General features: G+C 74.7%; 16 protein-coding genes. 8 read left to right on the forward strand and 8 right to left on the reverse strand.

Translation table 11 applies throughout. The features are described 5' to 3' along the window. Positions 1-94 precede the first annotated feature (94 nt). From ABZW14_RS27480 to ABZW14_RS27515, 8 genes are all read right to left on the reverse strand, one after another. Complete coding sequence (locus tag ABZW14_RS27480) at positions 95-1366, reverse strand: ABC transporter substrate-binding protein (RefSeq protein ID WP_355351761.1); 1272 nt, start codon at positions 1364-1366, stop codon at positions 95-97. Between the two features lie 51 nt (positions 1367-1417). Continuing rightward, the gene (locus tag ABZW14_RS27485) at positions 1418-2557 is read right to left on the reverse strand and encodes a branched-chain amino acid ABC transporter permease (protein ID WP_355351763.1); all 1140 of its coding nucleotides are present in this window, start codon (positions 2555-2557) and stop codon (positions 1418-1420) included. Beyond that, a complete protein-coding gene (locus ABZW14_RS27490; protein ID WP_355351765.1) occupies positions 2554-3432 on the reverse strand; it encodes a branched-chain amino acid ABC transporter permease in 879 nt (292 codons plus the stop codon). The genes ABZW14_RS27485 and ABZW14_RS27490 overlap by 4 nt, the downstream gene beginning before the upstream one ends. A gap of 28 nt (positions 3433-3460) precedes the next feature. Further along, positions 3461-4177 (reverse strand): ABC transporter ATP-binding protein, encoded by a 717-nt coding sequence (locus ABZW14_RS27495; protein WP_355351767.1) that lies wholly within the window; start codon positions 4175-4177, stop codon positions 3461-3463. Next, positions 4174-4995 (reverse strand): ABC transporter ATP-binding protein, encoded by an 822-nt coding sequence (locus tag ABZW14_RS27500; protein ID WP_355351769.1) that lies wholly within the window; start codon positions 4993-4995, stop codon positions 4174-4176. The genes ABZW14_RS27495 and ABZW14_RS27500 overlap by 4 nt, the downstream gene beginning before the upstream one ends. 190 nt (positions 4996-5185) lie before the next feature. Then, positions 5186-6022, reverse strand: coding sequence for an SMP-30/gluconolactonase/LRE family protein (locus ABZW14_RS27505; RefSeq protein WP_355351771.1), 837 nt, complete (start codon positions 6020-6022; stop codon positions 5186-5188). After that, the gene (locus ABZW14_RS27510) at positions 6019-7239 is read right to left on the reverse strand and encodes a sigma-70 family RNA polymerase sigma factor (protein WP_355351773.1); all 1221 of its coding nucleotides are present in this window, start codon (positions 7237-7239) and stop codon (positions 6019-6021) included. The genes ABZW14_RS27505 and ABZW14_RS27510 overlap by 4 nt, the downstream gene beginning before the upstream one ends. Further along, a complete protein-coding gene (locus tag ABZW14_RS27515) occupies positions 7236-7586 on the reverse strand; it encodes a YciI family protein (protein ID WP_355351775.1) in 351 nt (116 codons plus the stop codon). Before ABZW14_RS27515 ends, ABZW14_RS27510 begins: the two co-directional genes overlap by 4 nt. Before the next feature lie 119 nt (positions 7587-7705). Between ABZW14_RS27515 and ABZW14_RS27520 the strand changes: the two genes are divergently transcribed. The 8 genes from ABZW14_RS27520 (at position 7706) to ABZW14_RS27555 (ending at position 14353) form a co-directional block, all read left to right on the forward strand. Continuing rightward, the gene (locus ABZW14_RS27520) at positions 7706-9031 is read left to right on the forward strand and encodes an FAD-dependent oxidoreductase (protein WP_355351777.1); all 1326 of its coding nucleotides are present in this window, start codon (positions 7706-7708) and stop codon (positions 9029-9031) included. 110 nt (positions 9032-9141) lie between these two features. Beyond that, the gene (locus ABZW14_RS27525) at positions 9142-9888 is read left to right on the forward strand and encodes a lysozyme (protein ID WP_355351779.1); all 747 of its coding nucleotides are present in this window, start codon (positions 9142-9144) and stop codon (positions 9886-9888) included. Between the two features lie 68 nt (positions 9889-9956). Further along, positions 9957-10631, forward strand: a complete 675-nt coding sequence (locus ABZW14_RS27530; protein ID WP_355351781.1) for a peptidoglycan recognition family protein — start codon at positions 9957-9959, stop codon at positions 10629-10631. A 90-nt stretch (positions 10632-10721) separates the two neighbouring features. Then, positions 10722-11084 (forward strand): metalloregulator ArsR/SmtB family transcription factor, encoded by a 363-nt coding sequence (locus tag ABZW14_RS27535; protein ID WP_355351783.1) that lies wholly within the window; start codon positions 10722-10724, stop codon positions 11082-11084. Continuing rightward, a complete protein-coding gene (locus ABZW14_RS27540; RefSeq protein ID WP_355351785.1) occupies positions 11081-11722 on the forward strand; it encodes an SRPBCC family protein in 642 nt (213 codons plus the stop codon). Before ABZW14_RS27535 ends, ABZW14_RS27540 begins: the two co-directional genes overlap by 4 nt. A gap of 135 nt (positions 11723-11857) precedes the next feature. After that, positions 11858-12445 (forward strand): NADAR family protein, encoded by a 588-nt coding sequence (locus tag ABZW14_RS27545; protein ID WP_355351787.1) that lies wholly within the window; start codon positions 11858-11860, stop codon positions 12443-12445. Positions 12446-12485: 40 nt separating this feature from the next. Further along, entirely contained in the window at positions 12486-13001 is a 516-nt protein-coding gene (locus ABZW14_RS27550) for an NUDIX domain-containing protein (RefSeq protein WP_355351789.1), read from the forward strand. 80 nt (positions 13002-13081) lie between these two features. Then, complete coding sequence (locus tag ABZW14_RS27555; RefSeq protein WP_355351791.1) at positions 13082-14353, forward strand: sulfite oxidase; 1272 nt, start codon at positions 13082-13084, stop codon at positions 14351-14353. Positions 14354-14360 lie beyond the last annotated feature (7 nt).

The raw sequence follows: 14360 nt of genomic DNA on the forward strand, positions 1-14360 counted from the left end.
TCTTTCTCTTGTGTTTTGTTTTTGTCTTTTTCGTTCTGTTCCCCGCGCCTCGGGGGGCGGCCGCGCCGGGCGGCCGGCCCCCCCGGCGTGGTGGTCAGGTCGTCGGGATGGCGTCCGCCGGCGGGGCGGCCGGCGCCTCGGTGAACTCGGTGACGGCCCCGTCGCCGTCGTCGGTGGTGTACGTCGGGCCGAAGTACGCCTGCGCGCCGTTCTGGACCCTGCTCAGCCGCACCCCGCTGTAGCCGGCGTGCACGTCGTCGCTGTAGCGGAACGGGGTGAGGCCCGGCCCGCGGAAGCCGCCCTTCTGCACGGCCTCGACCAGCTTCTCCCGCGTCGGGTCCTTGCCGGCGGCCAGCAGCGCCTGCACGAAGGTGTACGCCATCGAGTAGCCGTAGATGGCGTTGCCGTCGATGGGGTTGGCCGAGTTGTACTTCTGGTGGATCTTGGTGAACTCCTGGATCCACGGGTTGGCCGTGTCACCCACCATCGGCAGGTAGTTGTCGGCGACCATGCCCTCGAGGATCACCTTCTTGTCGCCGAGCTGGTTGGAGAGCGTCGTGTAGTCGGCGCCCACGTTGGACACCACCCACTGCGCGCGGAACCCCTGCCCGGCGGCCTGACCCATGGCCAGCGCCGTGAAGCCCGGAATGCTCGCCGAGATCACCACCTGGCAGCCGGCCGCCTTGAGCGCACCGATCGCCGGGCCGACCTGCTGGTTGGTGGTGGTGTACGTCTGCTTCGCCGCCACCGCCCCGAGCACCTTCTCCACCCCGGCCAGGGAGTCCCGCCCGAAGTCGTCGTTCTGCCCGAAGTGGCACACCTTGGCCCCGGGGAACTGCTGCTTCACCCAGGTGGCGAGGATCTTGCCCTCGACCGTGTAGTCGGGCTGCCAGCCGAAGGTGGTCGGGTACTTGTCGGGCTGGTTCCAGTTGCGGCTGCCGGAGGAGACGAAGAGGTCGGGCACCTTCTGTGTCTTCACGAACTCCAGCACGTTGGTGTGTGTGGGGGTGCCCAGCCCGCCGAGGAGCGCGAAGACCTTGTCGTCGAGCACCAGCTTGCGGACCACGTTCTCGGTGTTGGCGGGGTTGTAGCCGTCGTCCATGACCTTGTAGACGATCTTGCGGCCGTTCACCCCGCCCTTGCTGTTGACGTGCTCGAAGTACGCCTTCGTGGCGGCGGAGATCTTCGAGTAGCCGGGGGCGGCGGGGCCGGTGAGCGGCTGGTGGGTGCCGATGACGACCTCGGTGTCGGTGACGCCGGGGACGTTCTCGGCGGCCTGCTTCGCGTCGTCGGCGCAGGCCGGCACGGCGGCCAGCAGGGCGAGACCGGTGGCGGCCGCGAGTATGCGGCGGGTGGTGGGGCGCATAGTTCTCCATTCCGGTGCGGCGGTGCGAACGGGTGGGCGGAACCGGGGTGGTCAGTCCTCCGGCGCGTGCCGGCGGGCGCGCAGCCGGGCGGCGAGGGTGCGGGCGGTGCCGTGCAGGCCGCCCGGGGCGGCGAGCATGACGACGATGAGGATGAGGCCGAACACGGCCAGCGCGAGGTTGCCCTCCAGCCGCTGGGCCAGCCCGGGCGGCAGGCGGAAGCTCTCGGTGAGCAGGCTCGGCAGGTCCTGGAGCGCGACGAGCAGCACCGCGCCCCAGACCGCGCCGGCGAGGCTGCCCAGCCCGCCGATCACGATGGCCATGAGCAGGAACAGCGACAGCTCCAGGGGGAACTTGCCGGGCGCCACGGTGGCGGTGAGCACCGCGTAGACACCGCCGCCGAGGCCGGCGCAGCCGGCGCTGACCACGAAGGCGAGCACCTGGGTGCGGGCGACGTGGATGCCGGCGAGCCGGGCGGCCACCTCGCCGTCCCGCACGGCGCGCAGCGACCGGCCGAAGCGGCTGCGCACCAGGTTGGCCAGGAGCAGCACGGTCAGCAGCGCGGCGAGCAGCGCGATCCAGGCCAGCCACCGTTCGGGCTGGAAGTAGGCGCCGAGGAACGCCGGCGGCGTCTCGGCCGGGAAGCGCAGCCCCTGCTCGCCGTTGAACACCCCGGTGAACATCGTGCTGACGGCCGGGACCAGCGTCGCCACGGCGAGGGTCACACCGGCCAGGTACGGCCCGCGCAGCCGGGCCGCCGCCAGCCCGATGACCAGCCCGGCCAGCGCGGTCGCCGCCACGGCGGCCAGCAGCGACAGCGGCAGGATCCACCGCCCCTGCACTCCCCGCTCGTCGAAGCCCCGCTGCACCAGCGCCACGGTGTAGGCGCCGGTGGCCATCAGCGCGCCGTGCCCGAGGGAGAGCTGGCCGTTGAGCCCGACCAGCACGGTGTAGCCGGCGGTGACGCAGAGGAAGGCGCAGACCCGGGCCACCTGGAGGTTCTGGTACGGCGCGAGCTGGTTGGTGAGCAGCACGACCAGGGTGCCGGCGACCACCGCCCCGGCCAGGTGGTGCAGCAGGGTCGACCCGCGCGGGCCGGCGGTGGCGGGCGCGCCGGGCAGCAGCCGGCGCAGCGGGGACGGCCCGGCGGGCCGGTCCACCCCGGACCGGGCGGAGGGTCGGGTGGCGGTCACACGTGCCTCGCTCTCGCGCTGGAGAAGAGCCCGCCGGGGCGGACCAGGAGGACGGCCAGCAGCAGGACCAGGACGGCCAGCGGGGTGGTGTCCGGGCCCAGGTAGCCGGTGACGTACGAGAGGATCAGGCCGACCAGCAGGCCCCCGACCACGGCACCGGCCGGGCTGTCCAGGCCGCCGACCACGGCGGCGGTGAACGCGACGACGAAGACCAGGTCCATGGCGTGCGGGTGCAGCCCCAGACCGGTGGGGACGACCAGCATCCCGGCGAGCGCGCCGACCGCGGCGGCGAGGGCCCAGCCGAGGGTGAGCATCCGGGCGACGTCGACGCCGAGCAGCCGGGAGACCTCGGGGGCGAACGCGGCGGCCCGCATCCGCAGGCCGATCGGCGTGCGGGTGAACAGCAGCGCCAGCAGCACCACGACCACCAGCACCGCGCCGAGCACCCACAGGTCGTACGGAGACAGCGCGGCGACCCCGCCGAGGGTGAGCGCGTCGGTGTCGAACGGCGCGGCGGCCGGCCGGTAGCCGTTGCCGAAGACCATGCCGAGCACCGCCTGGATGAGCAGCACCAGGCCGAGCGCGACGATCACCTCGTTGAGCGGGCTGGCGTGCCCGACGAAGCGCATGAGCACCCGTTCGACCAGCGCGCCCAGCAGCAGGCCCGCGAGCACGGCGGCCCCCAGGCCCACCCAGTAGGAGCCGGTCGCCGCGGCCACCGCGTAGCCGACGTAGGCGGTGGCGACGGCCATCGCGCCCTGGGCGAAGTTGACCACCCGGGCGGCCCGCCAGATGAGCACCAGGGCGAGGGCGAACGCGGCGTAGACCGCGCCGGTGGAGAGCCCGCCGAAGGTGAGGAACAAGAACCGGTCCAATCGCGGATCCTTCCTGCTCGCCGGGCCGTCAGAACCCGAGGTACGCGTGCCGGAGCTGGTCGTCGTCGCGCAGCCGGGCCGCCGGCGCGGCGGTCACCACCCGGCCGAGCGACATCACGACGCCCTGGTCGGCGACGGAGAGGGCGCTGCGCACGTTCTGCTCGACCAGCAGCACGGTGAGCCCCCGCTCGTCGCAGAGCCGGCGCAGCAGCGCCATGATCTGCGCGGTCACCTTGGGGGCCAGGCCGAGCGACGGTTCGTCGAGCAGCAGCAGCCGCGGTCGGGCGATCAGCGCCCGGCCGAGGGCCAGCATCTGCCGTTCCCCGCCGGAGAGCTGGTGCCCGGCGTTCCGCCGACGGCGGGCCAGGGCCGGGAACAGCTCGTAGACCTCGTCCTGGGCGCGGCGGGCGTCGGCCCGGTCGTCGCGCCAGAGCCCGCCGAGCCGCAGGTTCTCCTCCACGGTCAGCTCGGCCACCACGCCCCGTCCCTCGGGCACGTGCGCCAGGCCGCGCCGGACCAGCCGTTCGACGCGGACGCCGCGCAGGTCGCCCCCGTCGAAGCGGACCCGGCCGCCGGTGGGCCGCAGCAGACCCGAGAGGGTACGCAGCAGGGTGGTCTTGCCGGCCCCGTTGGCGCCGAGCACGGCGGCGATGGTCCCGGCGGGCACCGCGAACGTCACGTCCCGCAGCACCGGCACCGGCCCGTAGCCGGCGCTGACCGCCTCGACCTCCAGGACCGCGGTCACGATTCCGCCCCCGCCGTCCCGGCCGGCACGTCGGCGCCGAGGTAGGCCTCGGTGACCAGCGGGTCGTCGCGGACCTCGTCCGGGGTGCCGGCGGCGATGACCCGGCCGAAGTCGAGCACCACCAGCTCCTGGCAGACGGCCATGACCAGGTCCATGTGGTGCTCGACGAGCAGCACCGAGCAGGCGCCGCCGGCCCGCTCGGGCAGCGCGCGGACCAGATCGGCCAGCTCGGCGACGTCGTCGGCGCCCAGACCGCCGGCCGGCTCGTCGAGCAGCAGCAGCCGGGGCCGGGCGATCAGGGCGCGGGCCAGGGCGACCCGCTTGCGCACCGCGTACGGCAGGGTGGCCGGTGCGGCGGCGGCGTGCGCCGCGACGCCCAGTTCGGCGAGCAGGTCGTGGGCCTCCCCGCGCAGCCGGCGTTCGTCGCGGTCGCTGCGCGGCAGGCCGAACAGGGCGGCGGCGAAGCCGGCCCGGGCGGTGTGGCTGGCGCCGGCCACCACGTTCTCCAGCACGGTGAGCCCGGGGAAGAGGCCGACGCCCTGGAGCGTGCGGGCGATGCCGAGCCGGGTCAGCCGGTGCGGGCGGGGCCGGAAGGGCCGGCCGTCCAGTGTGAGCGATCCGCTGGTCGGCGGGACGAAGCCGCAGACCACGTTGAACAGGGTGGTCTTCCCGGCGCCGTTGGGGCCGATCACGCCGACGATCCGGCCGGGCGGGACGCGCAGCGAGACGCCGTCGAGGGCGACCAGCCCGCCGAACCGGACGCCGACATCGCGCAGCGCCAGGTCGATGCCGTCCGCGGGGGTGGGGGGTGGGCTCATCTTCACCTCGGGTGAGAACGCGGCGTCGGGGGTGCGCGGTGCGGCTCGGGCGAAGCGGGAAACTTATTACACCGGGAGTGTACTTTTCGGCGGGAGTTCGTCAATGCCTCCCGACGGCCACGGCGATATCGACGTGATCACGATTGCGGCGGGTGCCGAAGTTGCACCCGCCGTGCGACGTCGGCCGTGTTCAGCCGGCGGCCGGCTCGGGCGCCCGCAGGGTCCGGACCTGGCCGGTGCGCGGCCCGCCGGACAGCGCCGCCGGGCTCCACTGTGTGGTGACGAGGTGGAGGGTGCGGCCGTCCGGACCGCCGAGCGCGCAGGCGAAGCAGCCCCGGTCCAGCTCGATCCGGTCGAGCACCCGGCCGCCCTCGGCGACCCGTACGGCGCACTGGTTCGGCACGTCGCCGTACCAGACGGCGCCGGCGGCGTCGAGGCAGATGCCGTCCGGCGCGGAGTCCGGCACCGCCGCCCAGACCCGCCGGCCGCCCAGCGTCCCGTCGGCGGCCACGTCGTACGCGGTGAGCCGGCCGGCGTACGACTCGGCCACGATGAGGGTGCGCCCGTCCGGGGTGAGCACCATGCCGTTGGGGAAGGCGAGGTCGTCGGCGACCAGCCGGGCACCGCCGTCCGGCGCGACCAGGGCCACGGCGCCCGGCCGGTAGTCCCCGGCGGGAAAGTCGAAGCCGATGGTGTTGACGTACGCGTTGCCCCTGGTGTCGGTGACCACCTCGTTCCACGGGTGCGGGACGAGCGCGCCCAGGTCGGCGTGGGTACGCAGCGCCCCGTCGGGCTCCCGGCGCAGCAGCCGCCCGGCGCCCCCGGCGACCAGCAGCAGCCGCCCGTCCGGCAGCCAGTCGAAGCAGATCGGCAGCCCGTCGACCCGGGCGACCACCTCGGTACGACCCGCCGTGTCGACGGTCAGCACCTCCCCGGCGCCCCAGTCGGCCAGCCACAGCCGCCCGTCGTGCCAGCGCGGCGACTCGCCGAAGGCGAGCCCGTCGACCAGGATCTCCGGTGCGTTCACGGGTGGCTCCTCAACAGGTCGCGGGAGTGGCGGAGGAACTCCCGTTCGGCGGCGTTGCCGGTGCGCGCGATCGCCGCGTCGTACGCCACCGCGGCGTCGGCGGGCCGGTCGAGGCGGCGCAGCAGGTCGGCGCGGACCGCGTGCAGGACGTGGTAGCCGGGCAGGTCGAGCCGGTCGACCTCGGCGAGCGCCGCGGCCGGGCCGGCCACCTCGGCCAGCGCGACGGCCCGGTGCAGCGCCACCACCGGACCGGGCGCGTGTGCCAGGAGCTGGTCGTAGAGGGTGAGGATCTGCCGCCAGTCGGTGTCCGCGGCGGTCGGCGCGTCGCTGTGCACCGCGTTGATGGCGGCCTGGATCTGGTACGGGCCGGGCCGGTTCCGCCGCAGGCAGCGCCGCACGTGCGCCTGCCCCTCGGCGATCAGCGCCCGGTCCCACCGGCCGCGGTCCTGCGCGTTCAACGGCACCAGCGCGCCGTCCGGTCCGGTCCGCGCGCCCCGCCGGGCGTCGGTGAGCAGCATGAGCGCGAGCAGTCCGAGCACCTCCGGCTCGTCCGGCATCAGCTCGACCAGCAGCCGCCCCAGCCGGATCGCCTCGGCGCACAGCTCGTCCCGGACCAGCCGCTCCCCCGCGCTGGCGGTGTGCCCCTCGGTGAAGATCAGGTAGACCACGGCCAGCACGGCGCCCAGCCGGCCCGGCAGGTCGGCGTCCCGGGGCACCCGGTACGGGATGCCGGCGTCCCGGATCTTCGCCTTGGCCCGTACGAGGCGCTGCGCCATGGTCGGCTCCGGCACCAGGAACGCCCGGGCGATCTCGGCGGTGCTCAGCCCGCCGAGCAGGCGCAGGGTCAGCGCGACTCGCGCCGCCGGGCCGAGGGCCGGGTGGCAGCAGGTGAAGATCAGGCGGAGGCGGTCGTCGCGCACGGGCCCCTCCTCGGCGGGTGGCTCGGGGGCGTACAGGAGGGCGGCCTGGGCGTGCCGGTCGGCGCGGGACGCCTCACGCCGTCGCCGGTCGATCGCCCGGTTCCGGGCGGCGGTGATGATCCAGCCGGCCGGGCTGGGCGGTGGGCCCTCGACGGGCCACCGGTCGACCGCGGTGGCGAACGCCTCCTGGACCGCCTCCTCGGCGAGGTCGATGTCGCCGAGCAGGCGCACCAGGACGGCGACCGCGCGGCCGTACTCCGCGCGGAAGGCGCGCTCGACGTCGGCGGGGCCGGTCATCCCTCGCCCTGGAACGGGCGGACCTCGATCGGCAGGGTGGTGGCCAGGGCGTACCGGCGGCCCCAGTCGAGCGCGGCGTCGAGGTCGGGCGCGTTGATGATGGTGAAGCCGCCCAGGTACTCCTTGCCCTCGACGTACGGGCCGTCGGTGACGAGCACCTCGTCGCCCCTGGGGCGAAGCACGGTGGCGGTCTCCGGTGCGTGCAGGCCGTTGCCGAAGACCCAGCAGCCGGCCTCCCGCAGCTCCCGGCCGATGGCGTCGACCTCGCGCATCACCCCGGCCAGGAACTCCGGGTCGGGCCGTCCGGCGCCGGCCGGCTGGTACATGCTGATCAGGTACTGCCTCACGTGCGTCTCCTCACCCGCCGCGGCGCGGCGCCGCCCCTTCACCCTCCACACGAACGGCGGACGCCGGTATCGACACGCCGGCCGGAGAGGATTCCACCGGGATCCGGGTATGCCGCGCCGTGCGCGGCAACCGGGTGGTCGTGGTCGGGGCGGGGTTCTCCGGCCTCGCGGCCGCGCTCGCGCTCGCCGGGGCCGGCTGCGCCGTACGCCTGCTGGAGGCCCGGGACCGGGTGGGCGGCCGGACGCTCTCCCGGCCGCTGCCCGGCGGCGGCTGGCTCGACCTCGGCGCGCAGTGGATCGGCCCCACCCAGGACCGGATGTACGCGCTGGTCGCCGCGCACGGCCTGGCCACCTTCCCGTCACCGGCCGAGGGCGCGCCGACCCTGCGCTGGGCCGGGGAGCGGCTGACCGGGGCGCCCGAGTCGGTGGCCCGGGTGCTCGACCGGCTCGACGTGCTCGCCGCGCGGCTCGACCCGGCCGCGCCCTGGCGGGCCGCCGAGGCGGCGGAGTGGGACCGGACGACGCTCGGCGGCTGGCTGGCCGCCACCGCGCCCGATCCGGTCACCGCCCGCTACGCCGGCCGGTTGCTGGCCGGCGGGCTGCTGGCCGCCTCGCCGGACGAGGTGTCGCTGTTGCAGATGCTGTTCTACCTGCGCAGCGGCGGCGGCACCGGCGTCCTGCTGGGGATGGCCGGCGGCGCCCAGCAGGACCGGATCGTGGGTGGTCCGGCGGCGCTGGCCGAGCGGCTGGCCGCCGCCCTGCCGGCGGACTGCCTGCGGCTCGGCGCCCCGGTCGAGGGGATCGTCGAGGATCCCGCCGGGGTGCGGGTCCAGGCGGGCGGGGAGGTGCACCCGGCCGACGCGGTGGTGGTCGCGGTGGCGCCGGCGCTGGCCGGGCGGATCCGGTACGACCCGCCGCTGCCCGCGCTGCGCGACGGGCTCACCCAGCGGATGCCGATGGGCGCGGCGATCAAGGTGCACGCGCTCTACCCGGAGCCGTTCTGGCGGGCCGACGGCCGTTCCGGGGTGGCGACCGCGGACGACGGCCCGGTCACCGAGACGGTGGACAACTCGCTGCCCGGCTCGCCGCGCGGCGTGCTCACCGCGTTCAGCTACGGCACGGAGGCCCGCCGGCTGCGCCAAATGCCGCCGGACGTGCGGCGTGCGGCGCTGCTGGACGCCCTCGCCGCGCTGGTCGGGCCGGCCGCCGCGCGCCCCGACGACCTGGTCGAGTACGACTGGTCTGCCGACCCGTGGACCCGGGGCTGCTTCTGCGGCATGCTGCCGCCCGGCTCCTGGCGGGACTACGGCCCGGAACTGCGCCGGCCGGTGGGCCGGGTGCACTGGGCCGGCACCGAGACCGCCACCCGGTGGAGCGGCTACCTGGAGGGCGCGGTCGCGGCCGGCGAGCGCGCCGCGGCCGAGGTGCTGGCCGGCCTCGCCTGACCCGCAGGGCAGAGAAAAACTTCCATGTCTCTATTGAAAAGTTTCTCCACCCTGTGACCTAATGTTGACAGTTCCTTTCGTCACACTCCCCCAACCCCCAGGGAGGAAAGATGAACCGTCCCCTGCGATCGGCGCTGCGTACGGCCGCCACGGCCCTGCTCGCCACCGTCACCCTGGCCGCCTCGGCCGTCGTCGGCGCGACACCCGCCAGCGCCGCGCCGGCCGGCCTGCCCGGCATGGACGTCTCCAGCCACCAGGGCAACGTGAACTGGTCCGCCGCCTGGAGCAACGGCGCCCGGTTCGCCTACGTGAAGGCGACCGAGGGCACGTCCTACACCAACCCGTACTTCGCCCAGCAGTACAACGGCTCCTACAACGTCGGGATGATCCGCGGGTCGTACCACTTCGCCCTGCCGGGCAACTCGAGCGGCGCCACCCAGGCCAACTACTTCGTCGACCACGGCGGCGGCTGGTCCAAGGACGGCAAGACGCTGCCCGGCGCGCTCGACATCGAGTACAACCCGTACGGCGCCACCTGCTACGGGTTGAGCCAGGCCTCGATGCGCAGCTGGATCGCCTCGTTCGTCAACCAGTACTACGCGCGCACCGGCCGGTGGGCCACCATCTACACCACCACCGACTGGTGGAGCACCTGCACGGGCAACACCTCGCAGTTCGCCGCGAACAACCCGCTGTGGATCGCGCGCTACTCCAGCAGCGTCGGCACCCTGCCGGCCGGCTGGGGGACGTACTCCTTCTGGCAGTGGTCCTCCTCGGGCGTCTTCCCGGGTGACCAGAACGTCTGGAACGGCACCCTGGACCGGCTCAAGGTGCTGGCCTGCAACGGACCCTGCTGACCCGCTCCGGTGGCGGGCGGGCCCTCCGCCCGCCACCGGCGGCGTCCGTCCCCGACGAGGAGGCCCCGATGTCCGTCCCCGTTCCCCGGCGGGCCGTGCTGCGCGGCGCGGTCCTGCTCGGCGCCGCCGCCGGCGCCACCGCGCTGACCCAGTTCGGCGCCGGCCGGGACGCCCGTGCCGTCGCCACGCGGATCGACCAGCCGACCATCGCCAACTGCGCGACCTGGGGCGCCCGCCCGCCCTCGTCGGCGGTGAGCGTGGTGCAGAGCCGGCCCAACAAGATCATCATCCACCACACGGCGTTCCCGAACACCACCGACTACAGCCTCGCGCAGGCCTACCGCAACTCGCGCGACATCCAGAACCTGCACATGGACACCAACGGCTGGCTCGACTCCGGGCAGCACTTCACCAACAGCCGGGGCGGCTTCCTCACCGAGGGCCGGCACGGCAGCCTCTACGGGCTGCTGCACGGGGAGACCATGGTGCAGGGCGCGCACTGCGTCGGGCAGAACAGCCAGGCCATCGGCATCGAGAACGACGGCATCTATCTCGACGTGCAGCCCCCGCAGGCGCTCTGGAACAGCCTCGTGTGGTTCTGCGCCTTCACCTGCCAGCAGTACGGCATCCCGCCGACCGAGATCTACGGGCACAAGGACTTCAACAACACCCAGTGCCCCGGCCTGCTGCACGACCGCCTCCCGGAGTTGCGCAGCACCGTCGCCGCCCGCCTCGGCGCCTGACCGGTTCCTGGAGAGCTTCCGCGCGAGGCTCTCCAGGATCTCGGCGTTTCAGCGCTCGCTTATATAAGCCTGGTCTGATAGAAAGAGGGCGTGCACGCCTTCGACGTCCTCGGGGACCCGGTCCGGCGCCGGATCCTGGAGCTGCTCGCCGAGGGCGAGCAGCCGGCCGGCACGCTCGGCGCGACCGTGCAGCGGGAGTTCGGCATCAGCCAGCCCGCCGTGTCCCAGCACCTCAAGGTGCTGCGGGAGCACGGCTTCGCGACCGTGCGCGCCCAGGGCACCCGCCGCCTTTACGCGGTGGACCCGGGCCCGCTGCGCGAGATGGACGAGTGGCTGGCGGGCTTCCGCCGGTTCTGGACGCCGCCGCTGGCGGCGCTCGCCACCGAACTGGCCCGGGGCCGGCGGGAACGGCGGCTGCGCGAGGGCGAAACCGACGAGAGGACCACACCATGATCGACGTAACCGGGCAGATCAGCGCCGTCGAGCGCCGGTTGGGCAGCCGTACGCTCCCCGCCGGCGAGGCGCGGGTGCTGACCGTCAGCCAGACCTATGACGCGCCGGTGGCGGACGTCTGGGACGCCTGCACCAGCGCCGAGCGGATCCCCCGCTGGTTCCTGCCGGTCTCCGGCGAGCTGAAGGTCGGCGGGCGCTACCAACTGGAGGGCAACGCCGGGGGCACGGTCGAGCGCTGCGACCCGCCGCACAGCTTCGCCGCGACCTGGGAGTTCGGCGGCGAGGTGAGCTGGATCGAGGTGCGGCTCACCGAGGCCGGCGCCGGGCGTACCCGGTTCGAGCTGGAGCATGTCGCGCACGTCGACGACCAGCGGTGGGCCGAGTTCGGGCCCGGCGCGGTCGGCGTGGGCTGGGACGGCGCCCTGCTCGGGCTGGCCTCCCACCTCGCGGCCGACGGCTCCGGGATCCGCCCCGAAGAGGCCGCCGCCTGGGTGGCCACCGACGAGGGCCGACGCTTCATGACGGAGGCCAGCGCCCGCTGGACCGAGGCGAGCATCGCCGCCGGCACCCCGGCCGACGAGGCCCGCGCCGCCGGTGACCGGGTGACCGCCTTCTACACGGGCGCCCCGGCCAGCTGACCCCCGCGCCGATCGGGCCCGTGCCCGCCGAACCGGCACGGGTCCGATCGCGAGGCTCAGGCAGCACGGCACTCGTGCACCACCTCGATGCGGGCACCGCGAGGGGATTCCCGGCCCGGGGAACGCGGCGGCGGAGTGTCGGTGCCCTCGGGCAGACTTGCCGCCGTGCCGATCCGATCCGTCGCCGAGCTGACCGCCGCCGTCCACTCCGGAGCGCGGGTGAGATACCTGCATTTCTGGGGGCACCGCTCGCAGCGGGACGGCAGTGTCGGCGCCGGCTGCCTGAGCCAGTGGTGGCCCGCGCCGTTCACCGTGGACGGGCGCACCTACGCCACCGCCGAGCACTGGATGATGTGGCACAAGGCCACCCTCTTCGGCGACGACGGGATCGCCGAACGGGTCCTCGACGCCGCACACCCGCAGCGGGCCAAGGCGCTGGGCCGGCAGGTCCGCGGCTTCGACGAGGCGACCTGGGCGGCCCGCCGCTACGACATCGTGGTGGCCGGCAGCGTGGCCAAGTTCGGCCGGCACGACGAGCTGGGCCGGTTCCTGCTCGGCACCGGCGAGCGGGTGCTGGTCGAGGCCAGCCCGCTGGACCGGGTCTGGGGCATCGGGCTGGCCGCCGACGACCCGCGCGCCGCCGATCCGGCGCGGTGGCGGGGCGACAACCTGCTCGGCTTCGCCCTCATGGACGCCCGCGCCGCGCTCCGCGCGGGCGGGTGAAGGCCGCGGCCGGGCTGCCGGGCGGGTAACGTGCAGCGGCGTGACCGCCGCACCGTACACGCACTGCTCCTTCTGCGGCGCGGCCTACCCGGCCGGGGCCGGGTGGCCGCGCGTCTGCCTGGCCTGCGGGGAGACCGTGTGGCGCAATCCCCTGCCCGTCGCGGTGGCAGTGCTGCCGGTCCGCACCCCCGACGGCCTCGGCGTGGTGGTGGTCCGCCGGGACATCGAGCCGGCCCGCGGCCAGCTCGCCCTCCCGGGCGGCTTCATCGAATACGGCGAGGAGTGGTCCGAGGCGCTGGTCCGCGAGCTGCGCGAGGAGACCGGCCTGCTGGCCGAGGCCGACGAGGCGCGGCTGTTCGCGGTGCACGGGGCGCCGGCCGGCGGCACCATGATGGTCTTCGGCGTGCTGCCCGAGCGGCCGGTCGGTGACCTGCCCCCGTCCGCGCCGACCGAGGAGGCCACCGAGTGGCTGGTCCTCACGGAGCCGGTCGAGCTGGCGTTCTCCACGCACACCCGGGTGCTGGCCGATTTCCTCGCGAGCCGGCCCAGCGGCTGACCCGGACCTCGGGCGACGTGCCCCAAACTCCTATTGATTGAATAGGAATGGCAGCGTCGCCGAACCTCCGGAGGTCACCCGTGCCCCACGCCGAAGCCGACCACGACACCCGCCGGAGCCGGCAGTGGCTCGCCGGGGAGGCCCGCGGCGCGGGCGTCGACCGCGACCAGCTGCTGGAACTCGGGGCGGCCATGGCCGCCCTGACCGCCGCCGCGGCCGAGCGCGAGCCGGTCGCCGTGGCATCGGCGCCGGTCGGCGTCGATCCGGGTACGCCGATCGCCAAGCCGCTGCCGCCGGAGCTGCTGCGCCCGCTCGACACCAACGCCGAGATGCGCTGGACGGCGCTGGCCGGGCAGGGGTACGTGGTGCCGAACGACCGCTTCTTCGTCCGCAACCACACCGTGACTCCCCGGCTGGACGCCGGCACCTGGCGGCTGCGCCTGTTCGGCACCGGGCTGCGGGACGCACCCACCCGGGACGCGCCGGTCGAGTTCAGCCTCGACGACCTGCGCCGGCTGCCCGCCGAGGAGAGCGACGCGCTGCTGGAGTGCGCCGGCAACGGCCGGCGGTTCTTCGCCGAGCAGCAGAGCGAGCCGGCGCCCGGTGTCGCCTGGGGACTGGGCGGGGTCGGCGTGGCCCGCTGGCGGGGCGTCCGGCTGGGCACCGTGCTGCGCCTCGCCGGGCTGCGGGACGACGCCGTCGACGTGATGCCCGAGGGGCTGGACCCGGACTACGTGACCGGCGGGATCAACCTGGGCCGCGTACGCCGCCCGCTGCCGATCGCCAAGGCCCTCGACGACGTGCTGCTGGCGTACGAGATGAACGGCGAGCCGCTTCCCGCCGACCACGGGTTCCCGGTCCGCGTGGTGGTGCCCGGCTGGATCGGCATCTCCTCCATCAAGTGGGTGGGCCCGGTCGAGGTCTCCACCACACCCCTCTTCTCCCCCTGGAACACCCGCTTCTACCGGATGTTCGGCCCCGGGCACCCGGACGGGGGCACGGTGCTGGAGGCCCAGCCGGTGAAGAGCGCGTTCGAGCTGGCCTGGGACGCCCGTGTGCCGGCCGGCGCCGAGGTGCTGCTGCACGGCCGGTCCTGGTCCGGCAACGGGCCGATCGAGCGGGTCGAGGTGGACACCGGTGACGGGTGGCGCCCGGCCGATCTGGTGGCGGCCGACCGGGGCGGCGCCTGGCAGCGCTGGACGGCGCTGTGGCGCCCCCCGGCGCCCGGCCGGTTCACCCTCCGCGCCCGCGCCACCGACGCCACCGGGGCCGGTCAGCCTGAGCGGGCCACCCCCAACACCCTCGCCTACCTCTTCGACGCGATCGTCCGGCACCCGGTCACGGCGCACTGAGCCCTGG

It is taken from the genome of Micromonospora sp. NPDC004551 (assembly GCF_040609975.1).
Lineage (GTDB): Bacteria > Actinomycetota > Actinomycetes > Mycobacteriales > Micromonosporaceae > Micromonospora.

What these genes read in the sequence shown, in the direction of transcription:
- ABZW14_RS27500 (WP_355351769.1), bottom strand. Translation starts at nt 4,995, where the DNA reads ATGAGCCCACCCCCCACCCCCGCGGACGGCATCGACCTGGCGCTGCGC.
- ABZW14_RS27480 (WP_355351761.1), bottom strand. Translation starts at nt 1,366, where the DNA reads ATGCGCCCCACCACCCGCCGCATACTCGCGGCCGCCACCGGTCTCGCC.
- ABZW14_RS27525 (WP_355351779.1), top strand. Translation starts at nt 9,142, where the DNA reads ATGAACCGTCCCCTGCGATCGGCGCTGCGTACGGCCGCCACGGCCCTG.
- ABZW14_RS27510 (WP_355351773.1), bottom strand. Translation starts at nt 7,239, where the DNA reads ATGACCGGCCCCGCCGACGTCGAGCGCGCCTTCCGCGCGGAGTACGGC.
- ABZW14_RS27530 (WP_355351781.1), top strand. Translation starts at nt 9,957, where the DNA reads ATGTCCGTCCCCGTTCCCCGGCGGGCCGTGCTGCGCGGCGCGGTCCTG.
- ABZW14_RS27540 (WP_355351785.1), top strand. Translation starts at nt 11,081, where the DNA reads ATGATCGACGTAACCGGGCAGATCAGCGCCGTCGAGCGCCGGTTGGGC.